This window comes from Mesorhizobium sp. M0909 (assembly GCF_040319515.1).
GTDB lineage: Bacteria > Pseudomonadota > Alphaproteobacteria > Rhizobiales > Rhizobiaceae > Mesorhizobium.
Map to the genome: position 1 here is coordinate 437,932 of NZ_JAMYOA010000001.1, position 18,812 is coordinate 456,743.

General features: G+C 63.3%; 19 protein-coding genes and 1 riboswitch. Of the genes, 10 read left to right on the forward strand and 9 right to left on the reverse strand.

What is annotated here, in order from left to right:
• Positions 1–46 precede the first annotated feature (46 nt).
• Positions 47–124: riboswitch (SAM riboswitch) on the reverse strand.
• 138 nt (positions 125–262) lie between these two features.
• Positions 263–1,372, forward strand: coding sequence for a histidinol-phosphate transaminase (gene hisC / locus NKH83_RS02295; protein WP_352801894.1), 1,110 nt, complete (start codon positions 263–265; stop codon positions 1,370–1,372).
• A 6-nt stretch (positions 1,373–1,378) separates the two neighbouring features.
• Positions 1,379–2,314 (forward strand): prephenate/arogenate dehydrogenase family protein, encoded by a 936-nt coding sequence (locus tag NKH83_RS02300; protein WP_352801896.1) that lies wholly within the window; start codon positions 1,379–1,381, stop codon positions 2,312–2,314.
• Between the two features lie 118 nt (positions 2,315–2,432).
• On the opposite strand, the gene NKH83_RS02305 is transcribed toward NKH83_RS02300, so the two are convergent.
• Positions 2,433–3,434: a DUF2125 domain-containing protein gene (locus NKH83_RS02305; RefSeq protein ID WP_352801899.1), complete on the reverse strand. Its 1,002-nt coding sequence runs from the start codon at positions 3,432–3,434 to the stop codon at positions 2,433–2,435.
• A gap of 114 nt (positions 3,435–3,548) precedes the next feature.
• On the opposite strand from NKH83_RS02305, the gene NKH83_RS02310 reads away from it, so the two are divergent.
• A complete protein-coding gene (locus NKH83_RS02310) occupies positions 3,549–4,082 on the forward strand; it encodes a gamma-glutamylcyclotransferase (RefSeq protein ID WP_352801901.1) in 534 nt (177 codons plus the stop codon).
• A gap of 44 nt (positions 4,083–4,126) precedes the next feature.
• On the opposite strand, the gene NKH83_RS02315 is transcribed toward NKH83_RS02310, so the two are convergent.
• Positions 4,127–5,092 (reverse strand): zinc-binding dehydrogenase, encoded by a 966-nt coding sequence (locus NKH83_RS02315; RefSeq protein WP_352801903.1) that lies wholly within the window; start codon positions 5,090–5,092, stop codon positions 4,127–4,129.
• Between the two features lie 347 nt (positions 5,093–5,439).
• Here NKH83_RS02315 and NKH83_RS02320 point away from each other — a divergent pair, with 347 nt between their 5' ends.
• Entirely contained in the window at positions 5,440–6,387 is a 948-nt protein-coding gene (locus NKH83_RS02320; RefSeq protein ID WP_352801905.1) for an aldo/keto reductase, read from the forward strand.
• A 79-nt stretch (positions 6,388–6,466) separates the two neighbouring features.
• On the forward strand, positions 6,467–7,087 hold the full coding sequence (locus NKH83_RS02325; RefSeq protein ID WP_352801907.1) for a LysE family translocator: 621 nt from the start codon (positions 6,467–6,469) through the stop codon (positions 7,085–7,087).
• Positions 7,088–7,115: 28 nt separating this feature from the next.
• Here NKH83_RS02325 and NKH83_RS02330 read toward each other — a convergent pair whose 3' ends face one another.
• Positions 7,116–7,916: a lysophospholipid acyltransferase family protein gene (locus NKH83_RS02330; RefSeq protein ID WP_352505091.1), complete on the reverse strand. Its 801-nt coding sequence runs from the start codon at positions 7,914–7,916 to the stop codon at positions 7,116–7,118.
• 107 nt (positions 7,917–8,023) lie between these two features.
• Positions 8,024–8,926 carry a LysR family transcriptional regulator gene (locus tag NKH83_RS02335; protein ID WP_352801909.1) on the reverse strand — a complete coding sequence of 301 codons (903 nt, stop codon included), beginning with the start codon at positions 8,924–8,926 and terminating at the stop codon, positions 8,024–8,026.
• 132 nt (positions 8,927–9,058) lie between these two features.
• On the opposite strand from NKH83_RS02335, the gene NKH83_RS02340 reads away from it, so the two are divergent.
• Positions 9,059–9,679, forward strand: coding sequence for a pyridoxamine 5'-phosphate oxidase family protein (locus NKH83_RS02340; RefSeq protein ID WP_352649315.1), 621 nt, complete (start codon positions 9,059–9,061; stop codon positions 9,677–9,679).
• A 30-nt stretch (positions 9,680–9,709) separates the two neighbouring features.
• Here the strand turns inward: NKH83_RS02340 and NKH83_RS02345 are convergent, their stop codons facing one another.
• The 3 genes from NKH83_RS02345 to ftsE form a co-directional block, all read right to left on the reverse strand.
• Complete coding sequence (locus tag NKH83_RS02345) at positions 9,710–10,471, reverse strand: YdcF family protein (RefSeq protein ID WP_352801911.1); 762 nt, start codon at positions 10,469–10,471, stop codon at positions 9,710–9,712.
• A gap of 88 nt (positions 10,472–10,559) precedes the next feature.
• On the reverse strand, positions 10,560–11,543 hold the full coding sequence (locus tag NKH83_RS02350) for a cell division protein FtsX (protein WP_254816652.1): 984 nt from the start codon (positions 11,541–11,543) through the stop codon (positions 10,560–10,562).
• Entirely contained in the window at positions 11,536–12,195 is a 660-nt protein-coding gene (gene ftsE, locus NKH83_RS02355; protein ID WP_023677923.1) for a cell division ATP-binding protein FtsE, read from the reverse strand. The genes NKH83_RS02350 and ftsE overlap by 8 nt, the downstream gene beginning before the upstream one ends.
• A gap of 236 nt (positions 12,196–12,431) precedes the next feature.
• Between ftsE and NKH83_RS02360 the strand changes: the two genes are divergently transcribed.
• The 3 genes from NKH83_RS02360 (at position 12,432) to NKH83_RS02370 (ending at position 13,884) form a co-directional block, all read left to right on the forward strand.
• Positions 12,432–12,722 carry a hypothetical protein gene (locus tag NKH83_RS02360; RefSeq protein WP_352801913.1) on the forward strand — a complete coding sequence of 97 codons (291 nt, stop codon included), beginning with the start codon at positions 12,432–12,434 and terminating at the stop codon, positions 12,720–12,722.
• Between the two features lie 186 nt (positions 12,723–12,908).
• Positions 12,909–13,451, forward strand: a complete 543-nt coding sequence (hpt, locus tag NKH83_RS02365; RefSeq protein WP_254816654.1) for a hypoxanthine phosphoribosyltransferase — start codon at positions 12,909–12,911, stop codon at positions 13,449–13,451.
• 61 nt (positions 13,452–13,512) lie between these two features.
• Complete coding sequence (locus tag NKH83_RS02370; RefSeq protein WP_352476273.1) at positions 13,513–13,884, forward strand: response regulator; 372 nt, start codon at positions 13,513–13,515, stop codon at positions 13,882–13,884.
• Positions 13,885–13,903: 19 nt separating this feature from the next.
• Here NKH83_RS02370 and NKH83_RS02375 read toward each other — a convergent pair whose 3' ends face one another.
• Positions 13,904–14,854, reverse strand: coding sequence for a DMT family transporter (locus NKH83_RS02375; RefSeq protein ID WP_352751160.1), 951 nt, complete (start codon positions 14,852–14,854; stop codon positions 13,904–13,906).
• Positions 14,855–15,077: 223 nt separating this feature from the next.
• On the opposite strand from NKH83_RS02375, the gene NKH83_RS02380 reads away from it, so the two are divergent.
• Entirely contained in the window at positions 15,078–15,935 is an 858-nt protein-coding gene (locus NKH83_RS02380; RefSeq protein ID WP_352505097.1) for a LysR family transcriptional regulator, read from the forward strand.
• A 71-nt stretch (positions 15,936–16,006) separates the two neighbouring features.
• Here NKH83_RS02380 and NKH83_RS02385 read toward each other — a convergent pair whose 3' ends face one another.
• The gene (locus NKH83_RS02385) at positions 16,007–18,622 is read right to left on the reverse strand and encodes a TIGR02302 family protein (RefSeq protein ID WP_352801916.1); all 2,616 of its coding nucleotides are present in this window, start codon (positions 18,620–18,622) and stop codon (positions 16,007–16,009) included.
• Positions 18,623–18,812 lie beyond the last annotated feature (190 nt).

Genomic DNA, 18,812 nt, shown 5'->3' on the forward strand with positions numbered 1-18,812 from the left:
ACCAGCCAGGGCAACAAAAAACCGGCCATGCCTTCGCAAAGCCGGTTACAAGATGCAAACGGCCCTTTAGCAAGTTGTTTAACGTGGCTGCAAGCCGACCGGCCAAATCACCACGGAACTTTCGCTGCTCTTCTAGGACCGACACATGGCTTCGTCAACGGCAAGTTCTTGATCCCGAATTGCCGCCCCTCGACATTCCGGGCCACGGCTTGTATTTCCGCTGCGGCCTCCGGACGGAGGCACTCTCGACGGATTTCATGGAATGAGCCAGATACCGGATCAGACACGTCCAAGGCCCCGCGCCGGCATCATGGACATCGAAGCCTATGTGCCCGGCAAGAGCGCGGCGCCTGAAGGTGTCGCCAAGGTCCACAAATTGTCGTCGAACGAGAACCCACTCGGTCCTTCGCCAAAGGCGATAGAGGCCGCGCGCGCGGTCGCCGACAAGCTCGCAGTCTATCCCGACGGCAGCGCCAGGCGCCTGAGGGAAGCGATCGCCGAGGTGCACGGGCTCAACCCGGCGAACATCGTCTGCTCCAACGGTTCCGACGAGATTCTGGGCCTGCTGGCGCAGACCTACCTCGCGCCCGGCGACGAAGCCATCATCACCGAACACGGCTTCATGGTCTACAAGATCTACATACAGTCGGCCGGTGCCGTCCCGGTGACGGTCAAGGAGACCGATGAACGCGCCGATATCGATGCGATCCTCGCCGCGGTGACGCCGCGCACCAGGGTCATCTTCCTTGCCAATCCCAACAATCCAACCGGCACCTACGTGCCGTTCCAGGAGGTGCGCCGCCTGCATGCCGGCCTGCCGCGAAACGTGCTTCTGGTGCTGGATGCAGCTTACGCCGAATATGTCCGGCGCAACGACTATGAAGCCGGCGTCGAGTTGGTGGGCAGCGCGGAAAACGTGGTCATGACCCGCACTTTCTCCAAATTGGGCCTGGGCGGGGCGCGGATCGGCTGGATGTATGCGCCAATGCACGTCATCGACGCAATCAACCGCGTGCGGGGACCCTTCAACGTCAATGCGACGGCAATCGAGGCCGGCATCGCGGCGATCCGCGACCGTGCCCACATCGAACGCAGCGTGGCGCATAACGAGACCTGGCTGGCATGGCTGACCGAGCAATTAAGCGGGCTTGGGCTGCGGGTGACACCGAGCGTCGGCAATTTCATCCTTATCCACTTTCCCGAGGACAAAAAGCATTCGGCGGCGGCTGCCGACGACTACCTCAGTGCGCGCGGCTACATATTGCGGCGCGTTTCCGGCTACGGCTTTCCGAACGCGCTGCGCATGAGCATCGGCACCGAAGAGGCCAACCGCGGCGTTGTCGCCGCTCTCGCGACATTCCTGAAAAGCTAGAACACCATGACCTCACCGATGTTCGAAAAGATCGCGCTGGTCGGCATCGGCCTAATCGGCTCGTCGCTGGCCCGCGTCATCCGCCGCGAGGGGCTCGCCGGCCAAGTCGCGATTTCGACGCGCAGCGAAGCGACGCTGGCGCGGGCAAGCCTACTCGCCCTCGGCGACACCTACACGACGGATGCGAAAGAGGCGGTTCGCGATGCGGATCTGGTCGTCGTTTCGGTGCCGGTCGGCTCTTCGGGTACCGTCGCCGCGGAGATCGCGCCGGCGCTGAGGAAGGGCGCCATCCTCACCGATGTCGGCTCGACCAAGGCATCGGTGATCGCGCAGATGCAGCCGCATCTGCCTGATGGCGTGCACTTCATCCCCGGCCATCCTTTGGCCGGCACCGAAAAGTCGGGACCGGATGCCGGTTTTGCCGAACTGTTCGAGAACCGCTGGTGCATCTTCACGCCGCTGCCCGGCACCGATGCCGATGCGCTGGAAAAGCTATCCGAATTCTGGCGCCGCTGCGGCTCCAACATCGACACGATGGACCCCCAGCATCACGACATGACGCTGGCCATCGTTTCGCACCTGCCGCACATCATCGCCTATAACATCGTCGGTACCGCCGACGATCTGGAGTCGGTGACCAAGTCCGAGGTCATCAAATACTCGGCTTCCGGCTTTCGCGACTTCACCCGTCTCGCGGCGTCCGACCCGACGATGTGGTGTGACGTTTGCCTGCACAACAAAGACGCCATCCTCGAAATGCTGGCGCGATTCTCGGAAGATCTGTCCTCGCTGCAGCGGGCGATCCGCTGGGGCGACGGCGAAAAGCTGTTCGACCTGTTCACCCGCACCCGCGCCGTCCGCCGCTCGATCATCGAGGCCGGCCAGGATATCGACGTACCGGATTTCGGTCGCCAGGCAGTCGAACACCCGCCGAAGGGATAAGCCGCGGCAGGCCAATCGCAGTCCAGACAGGCTTAGAGCGGTTCATCGTTTCCGCTCTATCTCTTTGTTTTTGCGCAATTCCGGACGGAAAACCGTTCACCCTTTTCCTGGAATTACTCTAGTCGAGCGGCTTGATCTTGCCGAGCGGGATGAAGCCGAGCGAGGCCTTGCCCCTGACGATCTTCAGCGGCATCGACGGCTGGTTGCCGAGCAGCGCCAGTCCGGCAAAGCCGGTTTGGATCTCTTTCTTCTGCTCGGGGATGGCGGTGGCAAGGATCGCCGCGACGGCCTTTGGATCATTGAGCTTGATCGTCAGATCGGCATTTATGAGACCGTCGTCATCGACCGACAGCGGTCCGGAAACGGTGATGCGCGCAGTTCCGGACGACAGATCGAGCTCGTGGATTTCGGCCGCGAGGCCGCGCAGGCTCTTCGGGTTTGCCATGATCAGCGTCACGCCGTTCTTCAGCGTCACATCGCCGCTGCCATCGAGCGGCGGCAAGACGCGCCCGTCGATGGCCGCCGCGTCGATTTCGAGATCGGTGAAATTGCCGGCATAGTCGATGTCCGGGCCGTTTGGGCGCAATTGCCCGCTGGCAGTTCCGGCGCTGAACAGCGAGACGGGATCGGTATCGTCTGCGGGATCGGTCTGGCCGGACAGGCCTTCTGCCTGCAGCGAGAGGCGTCTCGGCAGCGGCCAGGACAGCTTCATGTCGGCCCGCAGATCATCCCAGTCGATCCAGAGCGGGGTCATGCCGGGAACGGAGGTCCTGAGTGGCCCCCTGAGCTCGGCGGCAGGCGACAGAAGCCGCGTGATCTGGGTGGCAGCGTTGATCTTGCCTGTCGATGCCGCGACGTTGCGGCTGTCGTCCTCGTAAGCCAGACTGTCGCAGGAAAGGGTGAAGCTGAAGGGATAGCCGCTGACCGCGAGATTGGCACAGTCGGCCTTGATGCCCTTGTCATCGAGATCGGCGACCGCCTTGTCGGCGGCGCTCTCGACCAGATCCGCCAGGTAGAACCAGCCCGCGCTGTAGATGCCGAACAGCACGAGAATGAAAGCGGCAAGCCACAACAGGCGGCGACGCTGGCTGGGCGGCGGGCGCTCGTCACTTGACGTCATGCTGCGGCTTTCGTTAACGCGGGTGGCACGGGCGGGCTGTCGCTTGCGGCAACAACAGGTAGACGGACTGAAACACCACCGGTGGAGTGGTTCGTTACAATCAGGCTTGGCGATATGGGCGATTTTTGGGTTTTTGGCTACGGCTCACTGATCTGGCGGCCGGGATTTGCGCATGTCGAGACGCGGCGTGCCCGCCTGCATGGCTACCGCCGTTCGCTCTGCGTCTATTCTTTCGTGCATCGCGGCACGCGCGAGCGGCCGGGCCTGGTGCTCGGCCTCGACCGCGGCGGCTCCTGCATCGGGCTGGCGTTCCGGGTTCCAGGCGAGCTGCGCAACGAGGTCATCACCTATCTGCGCGAACGCGAGCTGGTCACCGACGTCTATCTCGAACGTGTGCTCAGCATTCGCCTCGACAAGAGTGAAACGGATGGGGGCGAGACGGTCGACGCCATCGCCTATGTCGTGGATCGCAGCCATGAACAATATGCTGGTGCGCTCGACCCTGCCGAGGCGGCGTCCGTCGTTCGCGGCGCCGTCGGCCAGTCGGGGAGGAATGAGGATTACGTGCTCAGCACGCTGGAGCACCTCGAAGCACTGGGTATAAGCGATCATTGGCTGGAAGACGTGACGAGACGGGTGGCGACGTAGCGCCTTTTATCGTTATCATGATGTTTTCGGTGCCGTGACGCGGGCTACATCCTGAAAATCTGTTTACCAAGATCGGCGCGATCCAGGCTGTTTGCCACCGCAAGCTTGAACTCGGTAAGCGCGTGGAGACCGCCGACAGGAACGTGGAAGCCCGGCTGGCCAAAGATGTCGATGATCTCGCGTAGGACAGGCCGGTCGGCTTCGGCAGGCGGCGAAAAGAAGTAGCGATAGATATTTGCCCTGATTTCGACGCCGCTCAGCAGCACATCGAAATTGTGCAGTTCGAAGCGCTCGGCACTCATTCCGCCATTGATCACCATCTGCCCGCCGAGCGCCAGGGTGCGGATCAATTCGCCGCTGACAGGTCCGCCGACATTGTCGACAATCCCGTTCAATCCGGCGCTGCCGGTGATATCCATCACCGCTTCCCGGATACTTGCCTTCAAGTCCGAAAGGTCAAGAATGGCAGAGGCGCCAAGCGTCTTCAGGTCGAAGCTCTGGTGCGAGCGCCGCACAAGCGCGATGACGTTGATGCCGCGTCGTTGGGCGAACTGCATCACCATTGTTGAAATCGACGAATAGCCGGCCGTGACAGCCAGCCACTGCCTGGGCCGGACACGGGAATCCGTCAGCAGATCCCACGCGGTAATGGGGTTCACCATCTGCCCGGCGCGTTCGACCGGATAGTCCGCAGGTAACGGGATCAGCCATTCGGCGGGAATGGCCGCGTACTCGGCCCAGCTGCCATAATAGCTGAACGCGACAAGCGTGCCCGGTTCCAGCAAGACGTTCGCGCCAACGGCTTCGACGATGCCGGCACCGTGGTTTCCCGCGATCTGCCGGGGAAAATGCGGCTTCTTCGGTTCGGGATAGAGGTCCTGGATAAACAGGAAGTCGCCCGGATTGATGCGAAGCCGAGACCATCCTGACCAGCACCTCGCCGTCGCCGATGCGCGGCATCGGCAGGTCGTCCATGTAGAGCACGTCGCGCGGCGAACCGATGGCGTCAAATACGATTGCTTTCATGCCGTTCTCCATAACAAATGATCCCAGGCCAACAGTCTGGGCCCGGCCGACCGCGTCGGCGCGGCGGAACCTACGGTCGGCTGGCAAAAGTCAGAATTGGCAGATTTGACAATCTATATGCCAAATTTGCCAGATCGTTTCTTCAGAGGCTGCTGGTTTGGATATCCGGGACCAGCGCCTTGAGCCGGACACGGCGCGGCGGGTCGCGGCTTTGTGAAGCGCCGGCGGGTTGGCAAAGAGGCTATGCGTTTGACGTTGCCACGGCGCGACATAGGTTAGCCCGGTCGGCGGCTCCCATCCGCCCCAGCATGAATCACCATGGAGATCAGTCTTGCAGAAACGTCGTCTCGGTCGAACCGACCTATCCATCGCGCCATTGGTTCTGGGCGGCAATGTGTTTGGCTGGACCGCCGATGAGAAAACCTCGTTCGACCTACTCGATGCCTTCATTGAGGCCGGTTTCAACGCCATCGACACGGCGGATTCCTATTCGCGCTGGATTGCCGGCCACCAGGGCGGCGAATCCGAAACCATCATCGGCAGATGGATGAAGAGCCGCGGCAACCGCGACAAGGTCGTCGTCATCACCAAGGTCGGTTCGGACATGGGGCAGGGCAAGAGGGACCTGTCCGCCGCCTATATCGAAAAGGCCGTCGACGCCTCCCTGAAGCGGCTGCAGGTCGATACCGTCGATCTCTATCTGTCGCATTGGCCCGACCCGGCGACGCCGTATGAGGAAACGCTCGGCGCTTATCAGAAACTGCTCGACAAGGGCAAAATCCGCTATGCCGGTGCCTCCAACCTCGACGCCGCCCAACTGCGCGCCGCACTCGACGTAGAAAGCCTGCGCGGCCTGCCGCGCTACGAGGTGCTGCAGCCGGAATACAACCTCTACGACCGCTCGTCCTTAGATGGTCCGCTGCGCGATCTGTGCGTGGCCGAGGACATCGGCGTCATCACCTACTTCAGCCTCGCCAAGGGATTTTTGAGCGGCAAGTACCGCAGCGAGTCCGACCTCGGCAAAAGCCCGCGCGGTGGCGGTGTGAAAGGCTATCTCAACACGCGCGGCATGCGCATCCTCTCAGCGCTCGATGCCGTGTCGGCCAGACATTCGGCCACGCCGGCGGAAGTGGCGCTGGCCTGGGTGATGGCGCGGCCCGGCGTCACCGCTCCGATCGCCAGCGCGACGACGCTCGACCAGCTCGACAGCCTGGTGCGGGCCGCGTCGTTGCAGCTCAGCCCGGACGATATCGCCGAGCTCGACAAGGCCAGCGCATAGCCGCGCACGATCGTTCAAGACCCGCGCCGCTGCCTTGCCCTACCGTCCCTGCATCGTCACAGGATGCCGGGGACGCCGCATGGCCGGACAGGGTCTTCTCGATCAGCAGCTATGGCAGCAATTGCTGGCGCTTGTGCTGGCATCGGCCATCGTTATGGGCAGCCCGGGGCCGGCGACGATAAGTGTCACCGCGATCGGCGCCGCGTTCGGCCTGCGCGATTCGCTCCGTTATGCCTCGGGAATCGTTGTCGGCACGGTCCTCGTGCTTTTGGTGGTGGCGACGGGCATCATGGCCGTTCTCACCGCGCTGCCGAAGCTCGCAGCGCTGTTGGCGGTCGCCTCGGCAGCCTACATCCTCTATCTGGCGTTCAAGATAGCGACGGCGCCGCCACTGGCGGCACGCGTCGGTAGGGCAGCGCTTCCCACTTTCCTTGGCGGGTTCCTTCTGGCCGTTGCCAATCCGAAAGGCTATGTGGCGATTGCCGCCGTGTTTGCCGGCGCGTCTTCCGGCGCCGGCGGTCTTGCTATTTCAGCCAAGCTGGCGGTCCTCGCCTTGATGATCGTTGCCATTCATCTCTTGTGGCTTCTCGCCGGCGCGGCTTTTGCACGTTTGCTGCGCAAACCGCTGGCGTCGCGGATCATCAATCTGGTGTTTGCGGTGACGCTGATTGCAACAGCCGGCCTGGCTGCCTTGCCGTGAACCCTTCTGGCGTTCGCGGCAGGGTGTCTCAGCCTTTCAATTCACGTTTCGCGTCCAGCTCACCAAGCCTTTTCACCGCCGTCGGCGGCATCGGCGGCGGGTTCGGCGTCTGCGACGCCTCGACGAGGAGCTGGTCGCAGGCTGCTTCCGTCTCGCCGATCAGCCGGTGCATGAATTCTTCCTTGCCGAGGCCCGGCGGGATCGGCGGCAGGAAGCGCGCCTTGATCGTACCGGGATAGCGCAGGAATTTGCGGCGCGGCCAATAGAGGCCGGCGACGTGAGCGACGGGCACCACTGGAATGCCAAGTTGCGCATAAAGTTCGACGATGCCGTATTTGTAGACCGGTTCGTCGCCCGGCGCACGGCGCGTGCCCTCGGGATAGATGATGAGCTGGCGCGGATTGCGCGCCAATTCCTGTTTGGTCGCGGCGATAACCATCTTCAATGCCTTCGAGCGGCTGCCGCGATCGACCGGAATCATCCGCATCTTCAAGATGTACCAACCGAAGAACGGGATCCAGGTCAGCTCCCGCTTCAATATGTAAACGGGATCGTCGAGATACGGCAGGAAAGCGATCGTGTCCCAGAAGGACTGATGCTTCGGCGCCAGGATGAAGGAGCCTTCAGGCAGGTTTTCCTGGCCGGTGATCTCACTCCTGGTGCCGGCGACCTTATCGTAGAGCCACATGCTGGTGCGCGACCAGAATTTCGGCACAAACCAGGCGCGATGGCGCGGCGACAGGAAATAATACGGAGTCCAGAGGATCATCTGGACGATCAAGTTGAGGTAGAAGGCGAGATTGAACGCCAGCGAGCGGAAATAGAGCATACAGCAAGTGCCCGGTGAGGAGGTGTGCGTTGGTTACACCAAGCGCCGGCAAAAAGGAAACGGTGCAGTGGCCGGCAATGAGCCGGTGTCCGCTCCTTTGCTCTGATTTACCACGTCGACTGTGCCAGCCGCTCCTTCAGGCGCGGGGCGGCGAAATCGAGAAACGCACGCAGTTTCACTGGCAGCAGACCCTGGCCGGCATGGACGAGACTCACCGGCCATGGGTCTGGCTCGAACTCCTGCAACACCGGGCGCAGCGTACCAGACCGGAGGGCGGGGGCGATCTGGTAGGAAAGCAGCCTCGTCACGCCGACGCCGGCAATCGCCGCATCGATTGCTGCCTCTGCCGTGTTGACCCGTAACCTGGAGCGGACCGGCACGCTGAATTCAGCCTTGCCGGTGGCGAAGCTCCAACTGGCGGCGGTGAGCCCTTCGAAGGTGATTGCACTGTGTCCTGCAAGGTCTTGCGGCGTTTTCGGTGTGCCGTGCTCGGCGAGATAGGCCGGGCTCGCACAAACGACGCGGCGGATTGAACCCAGGCGGGTGGCGATCAGGCTCGAATCGGCAAGCTCGCCGATGCGGATGGCGAGGTCGATGTGCTCTTCGACCAGCTGGGTTATCCGGTCGGCGAGTGTAAGCCGCACACTTACCTCGGGATAGACGGAGAGGAAGCCGGTGACGACCGGCAGCACATGCAGGCGGCCGAAGACGATCGGCGCAGTGACGATCAGTTCGCCGGTCGGGGCGCTGTATTCGCCGGCGGCCATTCGCTCGGCCTCGCCGATCTCATCGAGAATACGGCGACAGGCGGCGAGATAGGCGTGGCCCGCATCGGTCAGCGACAGCTGCCGCGCCGAGCGGTTCAACAGCCGTGTCTTCAGGTGCCTTTCCAGGTCCGAAACCTTGCGGCTGACCGTCGTCAGCGGAATGCCGAAGCGACGCCCGGCAGCCGAGAGGCTGCCTGTCTCCGCCGCGGCAACGAAAAGCGACATGGACTGGAGGCGATCCATAGCTCTACCGAAAATTTGCCCTTCCGAAAAACGGAAGGATAGGTTGCAGATATGGCATCTGCATCTCGAAGACGGAAGGCCCTATTCTCGTAAGCGAACAATGCAGCGCACTCGGCGCCTAAGGAGATCTTCATGAACGCTCACACCAGCGATGTCGCCTTCACCCCGACGGTGAAGGCGATCCAGGCCCGCAAGGGCTCGCGCCAGGCCTATGCCCGTGTCGAGGAGCGTGGCAGCTGGCAGGCGGCAATCACGCCCGATCTCGCCGCCTTCATCGAGGCGCAGACCAGCGTCTTTCTGTCGACCGCCAATGCGGACGGGCAGCCTTACATCCAGCATCGCGGCGGGCCTGCCGGTTTCCTCAAGGTGCTCGACGAACGGACGATCGGCTTTGCCGATTTTTCCGGCAACAGGCAGTTCATCACCCAGGGCAACCTCAGCGACAACCCACAGGCTTTCCTGTTTCTGATCGATTATGCGCACCGGCAGCGCATCAAGATCTGGGGCAAAGCGCAAGTCGTCGAGGGCGATGCCGAGCTGACCGCAAAGCTGATGCCGCAAGACTATAAGGCGCGACCCGAGCAGGTTATCCTGTTTGCGGTTTCGGCTTGGGATTCAAATTGCTCGCAGCACATCCCGCAGCGTTTCGAAGCGGCCGACGTGGCGGCGGCGCTGGGCGAACGCGACAAGCGCATCGAACGGCTCGAACAGGAGATCGCACGCTTGCGATCGGATGCAGCAGCCAGGGAATAAGAGCCAGGGAATAAAAAGTGCCGGTGCCGTTCAGCTCCCGCCTGCGGCGTCGGCCAGCGCGACGCTCTCGGTTTGCTTCACCGGCATGATGCCGCGGGCCAGCGCCAGCAGGTATTTGTTATATTCGGTGAACAGTACACGCAGCGCTTCCGGCTTGGTCAGCCAGCCGCCATTCTCGAGGTTGGTGTTGACCACCGGATAGGGCTCGAGCCTTGCGCCGTGCAGCAGCCGGCCCATTTCCAGCAGGCTGCGCGGCATGTGATAATTGTTGGTGACGAGAATGACGGTGCCGTAGGCATGGTCCTCGACCCATTTGGCGCTTTCCTCGGCATTGCCGATCGTGTCGAGCGCAGCGCGGTCGATGTCGACGCAGCATGAAAACAGCCTCTTGTCGCCGCCGGTCGCGGCTTGAAGCTGGCGGCGGCTGGCGGAAGGATGGACGCCGCTGATCAGCAGCCGCTCGCCCTTGCCTGACGCAAGCAGGCCCATAGCAGCGTCGAGTCGCGACTGGCCGCCGGTCAGCACGATGATAGCGTCTGCCCTTGCCGGATTGGCGGGCGTCGTCAGACGGCTGACGGTATTGGCGAACCAGCCGAAGCCGGCGACAAACAACGCCACAAGGGCGACCAGAAGGAGAGCCGAGAGGCGCAAGGAGCGGGCTGCCAGCAGCCGCCCATGTTTGGCGGATTGATCCGGCTTGGCAAATTCATCAGGCCCGGCGAATTCATGCGGACGCGCAACCAGCACTGGCATGCACCCAGCGGTATCGGTCGAGTCCCGAACGTCCATCATGAAATGGTTAATCCCGAAATACGGCCTTTGGTAGGAAAAAAATGCAATTTTCGTGACGATGCGTTTCCATCCGTGATCGATCTTTCCTTTAGCCGGCGTCCGGCTGGCGAATATCGATGTCGCTGAGATAGGTAACCACGGTGAAATGGGAGGTTGCCGCCGTCAGCGCGCCGATCACCAGCACCATGACAGCGACCCCGAGATAACCCGCCGAGCCGATGGCGAAATTGCCGAACAGGGCGGTCGCCTGGTCGGCCTGCGGTGTCGCCATATTGCGTGACGACCACCAGGAGAAGGCGATGAAGACGAGGATCGCCGCGGCGCCGCCTGCCGCGGCGCCCTTCATACCGGTGACCAGAAAATGCCGGCGGAATTCGCGCGCGATGAAGCGCGCCTCGGCGCCGACGAAATGCAGCACCTCGATGATGTGGCCGTTGCCGGCCATGGCGCCCCGCGTCGCGAATACAACGGTCAGCACCGTCGCAGACAGCATCAGCGCCAGCACTGCGATACCGATCGTTACCGTGGTGCGGGCCATGGCAACCAGCCGGTCGACCCAGGTGCGATGATCGTCGAGCGAGGCGCTCGGCAGCTTCGGCGTGATTGCCGCACGCAGTGCGGCGAAATCGGGCGGACTGTTCTCGTCAATGGTGATGATGATCAGGCGCGGCACCGGCAGCTCATCGATGTTCAGGCCCGAGCCCAGCCAAGGCTCGAGCAGTCGGGCCGTTGCTTCGCGATCGACGATCCTGGCGCTTTTCACGCCAGGGAATTCGCCGGCGATCTGCGAGGCAAGCGCAAGTGCGGCCTCCATGTCGAGGCCGTCGACCGGCTTGATCTGGATGGTCGCTTCGCGCGAGATCTGGTTCTCCCAGACGGAGGCGGTGTCACGCACCAGCGTGACTGCGCCAAACGTCAGGCAGGACAGAAACGTCATGATGGCGATGACCAGCACCAGCGCCCGGCCGGCGATGTTCTGCGCCGGCACGATCGGCGCCATCTTGCGCTGGACGCGGGGCTTTGCCGCCGCGGCGTCCTGACCCTCGAAATGTTCGACGGAGAGCTCAGTCATAGATGTCCAGCCTTCCGCCGGCCAGGATCATTCGCCGTGCGTCGACCTGTTCCATCAGGCCGAGGTCGTGTGTGGCGATCACCACGGCGGTCCCCAGCCGGTTGAGCTCGATGAACAATCGCAGCAAGCGTCGCGCCAGCGGCGGGTCGACATTGCCGGTCGGCTCGTCGGCGAGCAGGATCTCGGGCTGCTCGATCAACGCGCGGGCGATGGCGGCGCGCTGCTTCTCGCCGCCAGACAGCACCGGCGGCAGCACATGCATGCGCTCGCCGAGGCCGACCCATTTCAGCAGCTCGGTGACGTCGGTGCGGTAGGTCGCCTCCTCGCGGCCGCGCACGCGGAGCGGCAAGGCCACGTTCTCATAGGTGGTCATATGGTCGAGCAGGCGAAAATCCTGGAACACCACGCCGATGCGCCGTCTCAGATGCGGCAATTCGGTGCGCGAGATGCGCGAACGGTCCTTGCCGAAAATGGTGATCAGGCCGCGCGTCGGCTTCAGCGACATGAACAAAAGCCGCAGCAACGTCGTCTTGCCGGCGCCGGAAGGTCCGCTCAGGAACTGAAAGGAGCGCTCCGGAATGTGCAAGGAGATGTCGCGGAGAATCTCCGGACCCATGCCATAGCGGAGGCCGACATTTTCGAAGCGGATCACTTTCGACGACCTGAAATTCTTGGCGGCAAGATGCCAGCCCTTTCTGTGGTAAGACCATCGGCCGGCATCGTTAACCGACGGTTAATTTGGCGGCTTTTCGAGCGAGTGACAGGGGTTCCGGTGGGGAAGCGTTAACCATTTCCGTTTACCCAAAAGAAACGAACAGCGAACAGGTGCTGTAGTGTCGGGCCATGATGGCTGAGGATCGAACCGCGCGCCCGGTTTCCGGCGAAATCATGACCGATCCGGCCGCCGAGCCGGAACGCATCATGCATGACGTGACCACCGACGTCATCGATGCCGACTATGAGGTGCTGCCCCGCCATTTTACACGCCCAGACTTTGCGCCGCCGCCTGCCCGCATGATTTCCACGCCTTCGATCGAAGGCATGGACATGTTGCGCAAGCCCGAAACCGCCGTCGAACGGCCGTTGTGGGTGCACGGTGGGCCGATCTTCTGGATTGTCGGCGTCGGCGCCGCCTTTGCCGCCTTCTGGATGTCGGGCGGCCATGCGCTGGTTCGTTAGAACGGCGCCAGAAAATCAACAGGTCACCAGGTAACCGATTCGCGACGCGCTGGGGGCATCCGACCGTTCGCGGGCGTCCTGCGAAAGATTTGGCCTTGCCAGCCGGCTCGACATGCCTAGAAACGGGGTGGAGGACCGTTTCGGTCGGCTTCGCCTACACGGCGATCATTTCTGGAAGGGCAGCCAATGCCAGTTGTGCGCGGCAAGGACATCGAAGTCCTGTTTTCAGCGTCCGCCATTGCGCGGCGGAACCTGGAACTTGCCAAGGAGATCGCCGGGCACGACTACCACGACCTTCTGGTAATCTCGGTGCTGAAGGGATCATTCATCTTCGCCGCCGATCTTATCCGTGCCATGCACGATGTCGGCCTGTCGCCGGAGGTCGAGTTCATCTTCATCTCCAGCTATGGCGCCGGCACGACCAGCGGTGAGGTGAGGGTGCTGCGCGACATCGACAACGAGGTCGCCGGTCGCGATGTGCTTCTCATCGACGACATTCTGGAATCCGGAAAAACGCTGAGTTTCACCCGCGACCTCATGCTGTCGCGCGGCGCGAGGAGCTGTGCCATCGCCGTGCTGCTCGACAAGCGCATGCGCCGCCAGACCACGCTCAACGCCGACTATGTCGGCTTCGACTGCCCCGATTATTTCGTCGTCGGCTATGGCATGGACGTCGCCCACGCATTTCGCGAATTGCCGTTCGTCGGCATCGTCAAGGGCGACGCCTAGTTGGGTTGTCGCCGCTCGCGGTTCAGGAAACATCAACTTTTCCTCGCCAAATATCCTGCCCATGGCAAAGCTCCTGATCGTCGAGGACGATGAATCCGTCCGCAGCCTCGCCGCCCGTGCGCTCGAACGCGCCGGGCATAATGTCACTGTTGCCGCCGATGGCGCGCACGGTCTTTCTCTGATCGGGGCGGCGCAGGGGGGCTACGACCTTGTGCTGTCCGACATCCGCATGCCCGAGATGGACGGCATCGAGATGGCCAAGGCGGCAGTGGCGCTGTTCCCGGCGGTGAAGATCGTGCTGATGACCGGCTATGCCGACCAACGCGAGCGCGCCGAGGAATTGGACGGCATTATTCTCGACGTCGTGCAAAAACCGTTCGCGCTGGCTGAAATCCGCGCCCGCGTCGAACAGGCGCTCGCCTGCTTCGCCTAACGCCCAAGGCCGACCGCCTTCAGGCAGGGTCGCAGGTCGCCGCAATGGCTGGCGCGCCGCTCCGGCGCCGGCCGGCATTGAGCGCAAAAAGCCCGGCGCCGATGATGAGGGCTGCGCCGGCCGCCGTCGCTGGTCGCGGCATTTCGGCAAAGAACAGAAAACCCCATAGCGGCGACCAGATGATACCGGTGTATTCGAAGGTGGCGACGCTGTTGGCGGGCGCCAGCCGGTAGGCCTGCGACAACAGGATCATTCCGGCCGAGGCAACGAAGCCGCATGCCCCCATCTTGAGGAGATCCGGCGTCGCCGGCCAGGCCCATGGCCGGACGAGGAACTCGAGGCTCGGATGCACGGCGTGGTCAATGCCTGCCAGCCAAAACAATGCCGCTACCAAGGCCGCGCCGACCAGATAGGCGCCGTTCTGATAGAACGCCATGACTGTCGAGGATTCGGTGTCGCCGATCTTGCGCGCCATCAGCTGCGAGAAACCGTAGAGCAGAGCCGAACCTAGCGACAGCAGCGCCGCCCAGTCGAACAGGCCGGCGCCTGGGCGCACCATCACCAGCACGCCGAGCATGCCGACCAGGACGGTGGCGAGCGCCTGCCAGGACACGCGTTCGCCGAGATAGGGGCCGGCCAGCGCCATGATGAACAGCGGCGCCATGAAATAGAGCGCCACCGCGTCAGCCAGCGGCAGGGCGGCGATTGCCAGATAGTAGGCCGTGTAGGAGGTGAACTGGATGAAGGCGCGCATCGTCAGCATGCCGAACCGCTTCGACAGGATTGCCTGCAATCCGACATCGGCGTGGACGAGGAAAACCAGGATCGGCAAGGCGACGATCGAGCGGATCGCCATCACCTCGGTGACCGGATAGTGGCTCGACACCGCCTTGACCAGCGGGTCCTGCAGCGAAAAGACCAGTACGCCGAGACAGAGGCTGAGGATGCCGAGCACAAGCCGATTCTGCATAGGCGCTCCTGTCCCCGCGTGCGCGGCCGAACGCAGGCCTGCATCCGGGTAAAAAGAACCCGCCGCCATTTCGGGCAGCGGGTACGAGTGAGGACTTTTGATTGGTCCGCGGCCGATTTCGCGGACGCATATCCAATGGGTAAGGCGAACTATCGTCCGCCGTTTGACATGTTGCAAACGAATTGGAATGATGCCAGCAATCAGATTTTCTTATGGCGGGCACATGCGACCCAATCTCGACAGCGACCTGTTGCGAACCTTCGTGGCGGTCGCCGACAGTGGCAATTTCACCAAGGCGGCGGAGCGGGCCGGCCGCACCCAGTCGGCGGTCTCGATGCAGATGAAGAAGCTTGAAGGCATGATCGGCGACAGCCTGTTCGAGCGCGGCTCGCGCGGTGTGGCGCTGACACGGCGCGGCGGCGAGCTCATCGCCAACGCCAGGCGCATCGTTTCACTGCTCGACGAGACGGCGGCATCGATGGTCGCGGCGCCGCTTGGCGGGCCGGTGCGCATCGGTATCCCGGAGGAATATGGCCACGCGATCCTGTCGCGCGCGCTCGGCGCCTTTGCCAAGCGCCATCCTCAGGTCGACATCACCGTCCGCTACGCGCATTCCGGTGCGCAGATCGCGGCGCTCGCCGCTGGCGAGCTCGATCTGGCGGTGGTGTTCGAATGGCAGGATCTGTTGGGCGGTGAGGTGCTGATGCATGACCCGACCGTATGGGTGACGTCAGAGCTGCATCACATGCATGAGGAGCGGCCGGTGCCGATCGCGCTCTACAACCGTGCCGGTTGGTGCAAGGATTTCGCGATAAAGTCGCTGGAACAGCGCGATCTCGCCTATCGTGTCGCCTACACCAGCGATACCAATGGCGGCCTGCGGCTCGCCGTCACCTCCGGGCTGGCGATTGCGCCGATCTCGCGCAGCAACATCCCGGCCGGCTGCCGCGAGCTTACGACCGCCGACGGGTTCGGCGACATCGATTCCTCGAACGTGGTGCTGCGGCGCAACCCGAACGCTTCCGGCGAGGCCATCGACGGCATGGAAGAGGCGATCCGCGAGGCTTTCACCAACCGTTAAAGAATGCCGCTCGGTCCGGCGGTGGCGGCCACCACGGACCGCGCGCGGCGATCTTCCGAATACAGGCAGCCTTACTTCAGCTCCAGCAGCCGCTCCAGATAGCTGCGCTCGATATCGGGGCTGAGTGCATTGCCGAGCCGCTTGCGGATCGCTTCGAGGATTTGGCGGGCACGCTGCACGTCGATCTCGTCAGGCACTCTCACCGAACTCCCGTCATCGGGACCCTCGCTGGTGCGGGGCCGCCCGAGCGGGTCACGGTCGGCATTCTGCTGTCGTCCGCCCTGGCCGTTGCCGCCCTGGTCGCCTTGCATCGCCTGCAATTGCTTCATCATGTCCTTGGCGCCCCTGCGCAAGGCTTCCAATGCGCGGCCCTGGTGACCGACGGCCTGGTCGCCTTCGCCCTCGCCGAGCGCCTGTTCGGCATTGCCCATGGATTTGCCGGCCTCGCCAAACCCCTCATTGGGGTCGAGGCCCATGCCTTCGAGGCTCTTCCTCAATTGATCGAGCTCGCTCTGCAGCTTGCCCTGGCCTTCCTGCAACTGCTTCATCGCATCGGCGAATTCCTGCGGCGTCATCTGCCCCGGCCGGCCGAGCGGATCGCGGTCGTCGCCCAGGCCGGGCTTGCCCTGTTCGTCCATCGGGCCCGGCTCACCGTTCTCGCCGAGCTGCTCGTCGCGGTTCTGCCCGCGCTGTTGCTGGCCACGCTGCATCTGGTCCATGCGGAAGGTGTCGTTCATCATCTCCTGCTGGCGCCGCATGATCTCGCCCAGCTTATCCATCTGCTGACGCATCTCGCTGTCCTGCTGACCGCCTTGTTGCTGGCGGCCTGCCTGCAGATTGTTCATCATGTCCTGCAGCTCAGACAGCAATTGCTGCGCCTGGTCGCGATTGCCGGATTTCGCCAGGTTCTCGATCTGGTCCATCATGCGGTCGATGTCGCTCTGGCGCAGTTCCCGGCCGTTCTGCTGCATCTGTGGCGCATTCGGATTCTGCTGCGCCCGCGCCGCGAATTCCTGCAGGAACTGGTTCATCGCCTCGCGCAGTTCCTTCATCGCCTTCTCGATCTCCTGGTCGCTGGCGCCGTTCTTGATCGCATCCTGCAGCGCCTGCTGCGCCTGGCGCAGCCGCTTCTCGGCCGCCGACAGATTGCCTTCCTCGATGCCGAGCGCGATCTCCCAGAGGTAGGCGACCTCGTCGCGCAACTGGTCGTCGCTGTCGGCCATCTTCAGCCGGGTGCGGGCGCTCATGATGGCGAGGTAGTGCGTCATGTTGTCGAACGTGTCTTCGGGCCTGAGCGTGATCGCATCCATCAGGTCGAGCACCCGGTCCTTGGCATAGGCGTCGAGCGCCAGCATGCGGCGCTGCTCGACAACAGCCCGCGCCAACGGGTTGGAGAATGGCCGCTCCGGCATCACCAGCGTCTTGGTTTCGCTGGTCGCCGTGTGTCCGGCACCGTCGGTGGCGACAAGCGACAGCTTGACGTTGCCACCGGCCCAGACATGGTCGGTCAGGTCCTTCGTCGTCTTAGCGGCATTCGCCTTCCCGCCGCGGCGCGGCAACGTCAGCGGCATTTCCGGCGGGCCATAGAGCGGATGCGCGTTGGGTGCCTGCGGATCGGCCAATGCGAAAACCGCCTTGGCGGAGGCCGCGCCATAGTCGTCGTCGATCTGGTAGTTGAGTTCGAAGGCGCCGTTGACGGCGCGCTTCGGCTCGCCGACAAAGCGGATCTGCGGCGGCTTGTCGGGAATTATGGCGAAGGCCCAGCGGCCGAGCTCGCCGTCGCCGGACTGCAGCGTCAGCGTGCCGTCGGCCGTCAACTTGCCGCTGAACTGGCGCACGGTGGAAGGCGTTGCCGGAGCTGCCTCAGTCTTGGCGGCTTGCGGCCCGGTCGGATCGATGGCGCGGGTGTTGCCGCCGGTGTCGGCGTAACTCAGCGTTTCCTCGCCCGAACCGCCGGTGACGCGCAGCGACACATCGCTGCCCTCCGGAACGGTGAAGGTCGGCGCCGTTTGAGTGGCGTTGTTGGCAAGGACTGGGGCGTTCAGGAATATCGGCGGCCTGCCGGTATAGGCCGGCGGCGTCACCCAGGCATCAATGCGCGGCGGCACGACGTCGCGGGCGGCACGGGCAACAAAGCCGTCGCCCAGCCTGCCGCCCGACGGCCCGAAGGAGAAGGCAAAGGCAGTGACCAACAAAAGCGCGGCAACGGCGCGCAACGCCCACGGGTCGCGTTCCGGCACGCGTGTGCGCGGCACGTCGCCGCCAAGCTCGCCCAGCCGGTCCGCCATGCGCCGCTGATGCTCGCGCCACAGTGCTTGCGAAAAAATGCTTTCCTTGCCGCTCGGGCGATCGGTCTGGACCTGCACCGGGCTGTGCAGCAATCGGTTGGCCGCCTCGATGCGGCGGTCGACCTCGGCACTGGATGGCGTGCGGAAGAAACGCAGCGGATAGAGTGCGGCAAGCGCTGCGACGCCGAATGCCGTGATAAGACCGATCCGCGCCAGATCGGGCAAAAATGGGAACAGGCCGAGCCACGAAATGCTGAGGAACAGGCTGGCGACGATGATCAGCGGCAGCAGCAATGGCCAGCCGCGTTCGACGATTATCGAGACCTGCGTCCCCAGCCGGCTCAAGGCAAGGCGCCTGGCCAGACTGCGATCGCTGGTGAAAATGGGTCGTTGCGTCATCGGCCCTTCCTGGCCGGGCGGGATAGCCCAGGCCTCACGAGTCTATCGCATGGGCCCGAAAAGTCGATTTCCGGGAAGCACGATGCGAAGACCTAAAATCTTAGCGCGTACTTCGTGCGTCCAAGCGGATGCACATCGCCCCAAGGATACCAACAAACACGGCGAAGGCGAGGCGGTTCCCCAAAACGTG

Coding starts and splice junctions, on each gene's coding strand:
- hisC (WP_352801894.1), top strand. CDS start 263: ATGAGCCAGATACCGGATCAGACACGTCCAAGGCCCCGCGCCGGCATC.
- NKH83_RS02300 (WP_352801896.1), top strand. CDS start 1,379: ATGACCTCACCGATGTTCGAAAAGATCGCGCTGGTCGGCATCGGCCTA.
- NKH83_RS02305 (WP_352801899.1), bottom strand. CDS start 3,434: ATGACGTCAAGTGACGAGCGCCCGCCGCCCAGCCAGCGTCGCCGCCTG.
- NKH83_RS02310 (WP_352801901.1), top strand. CDS start 3,549: ATGGGCGATTTTTGGGTTTTTGGCTACGGCTCACTGATCTGGCGGCCG.
- NKH83_RS02325 (WP_352801907.1), top strand. CDS start 6,467: ATGGCCGGACAGGGTCTTCTCGATCAGCAGCTATGGCAGCAATTGCTG.
- NKH83_RS02330 (WP_352505091.1), bottom strand. CDS start 7,916: ATGCTCTATTTCCGCTCGCTGGCGTTCAATCTCGCCTTCTACCTCAAC.
- NKH83_RS02335 (WP_352801909.1), bottom strand. CDS start 8,926: ATGGATCGCCTCCAGTCCATGTCGCTTTTCGTTGCCGCGGCGGAGACA.
- NKH83_RS02340 (WP_352649315.1), top strand. CDS start 9,059: ATGAACGCTCACACCAGCGATGTCGCCTTCACCCCGACGGTGAAGGCG.
- NKH83_RS02345 (WP_352801911.1), bottom strand. CDS start 10,471: ATGATGGACGTTCGGGACTCGACCGATACCGCTGGGTGCATGCCAGTG.
- NKH83_RS02350 (WP_254816652.1), bottom strand. CDS start 11,543: ATGACTGAGCTCTCCGTCGAACATTTCGAGGGTCAGGACGCCGCGGCG.
- NKH83_RS02360 (WP_352801913.1), top strand. CDS start 12,432: ATGACCGATCCGGCCGCCGAGCCGGAACGCATCATGCATGACGTGACC.
- hpt (WP_254816654.1), top strand. CDS start 12,909: ATGCCAGTTGTGCGCGGCAAGGACATCGAAGTCCTGTTTTCAGCGTCC.
- NKH83_RS02370 (WP_352476273.1), top strand. CDS start 13,513: ATGGCAAAGCTCCTGATCGTCGAGGACGATGAATCCGTCCGCAGCCTC.
- NKH83_RS02375 (WP_352751160.1), bottom strand. CDS start 14,854: ATGCAGAATCGGCTTGTGCTCGGCATCCTCAGCCTCTGTCTCGGCGTA.
- NKH83_RS02380 (WP_352505097.1), top strand. CDS start 15,078: ATGCGACCCAATCTCGACAGCGACCTGTTGCGAACCTTCGTGGCGGTC.
- NKH83_RS02385 (WP_352801916.1), bottom strand. CDS start 18,622: ATGACGCAACGACCCATTTTCACCAGCGATCGCAGTCTGGCCAGGCGC.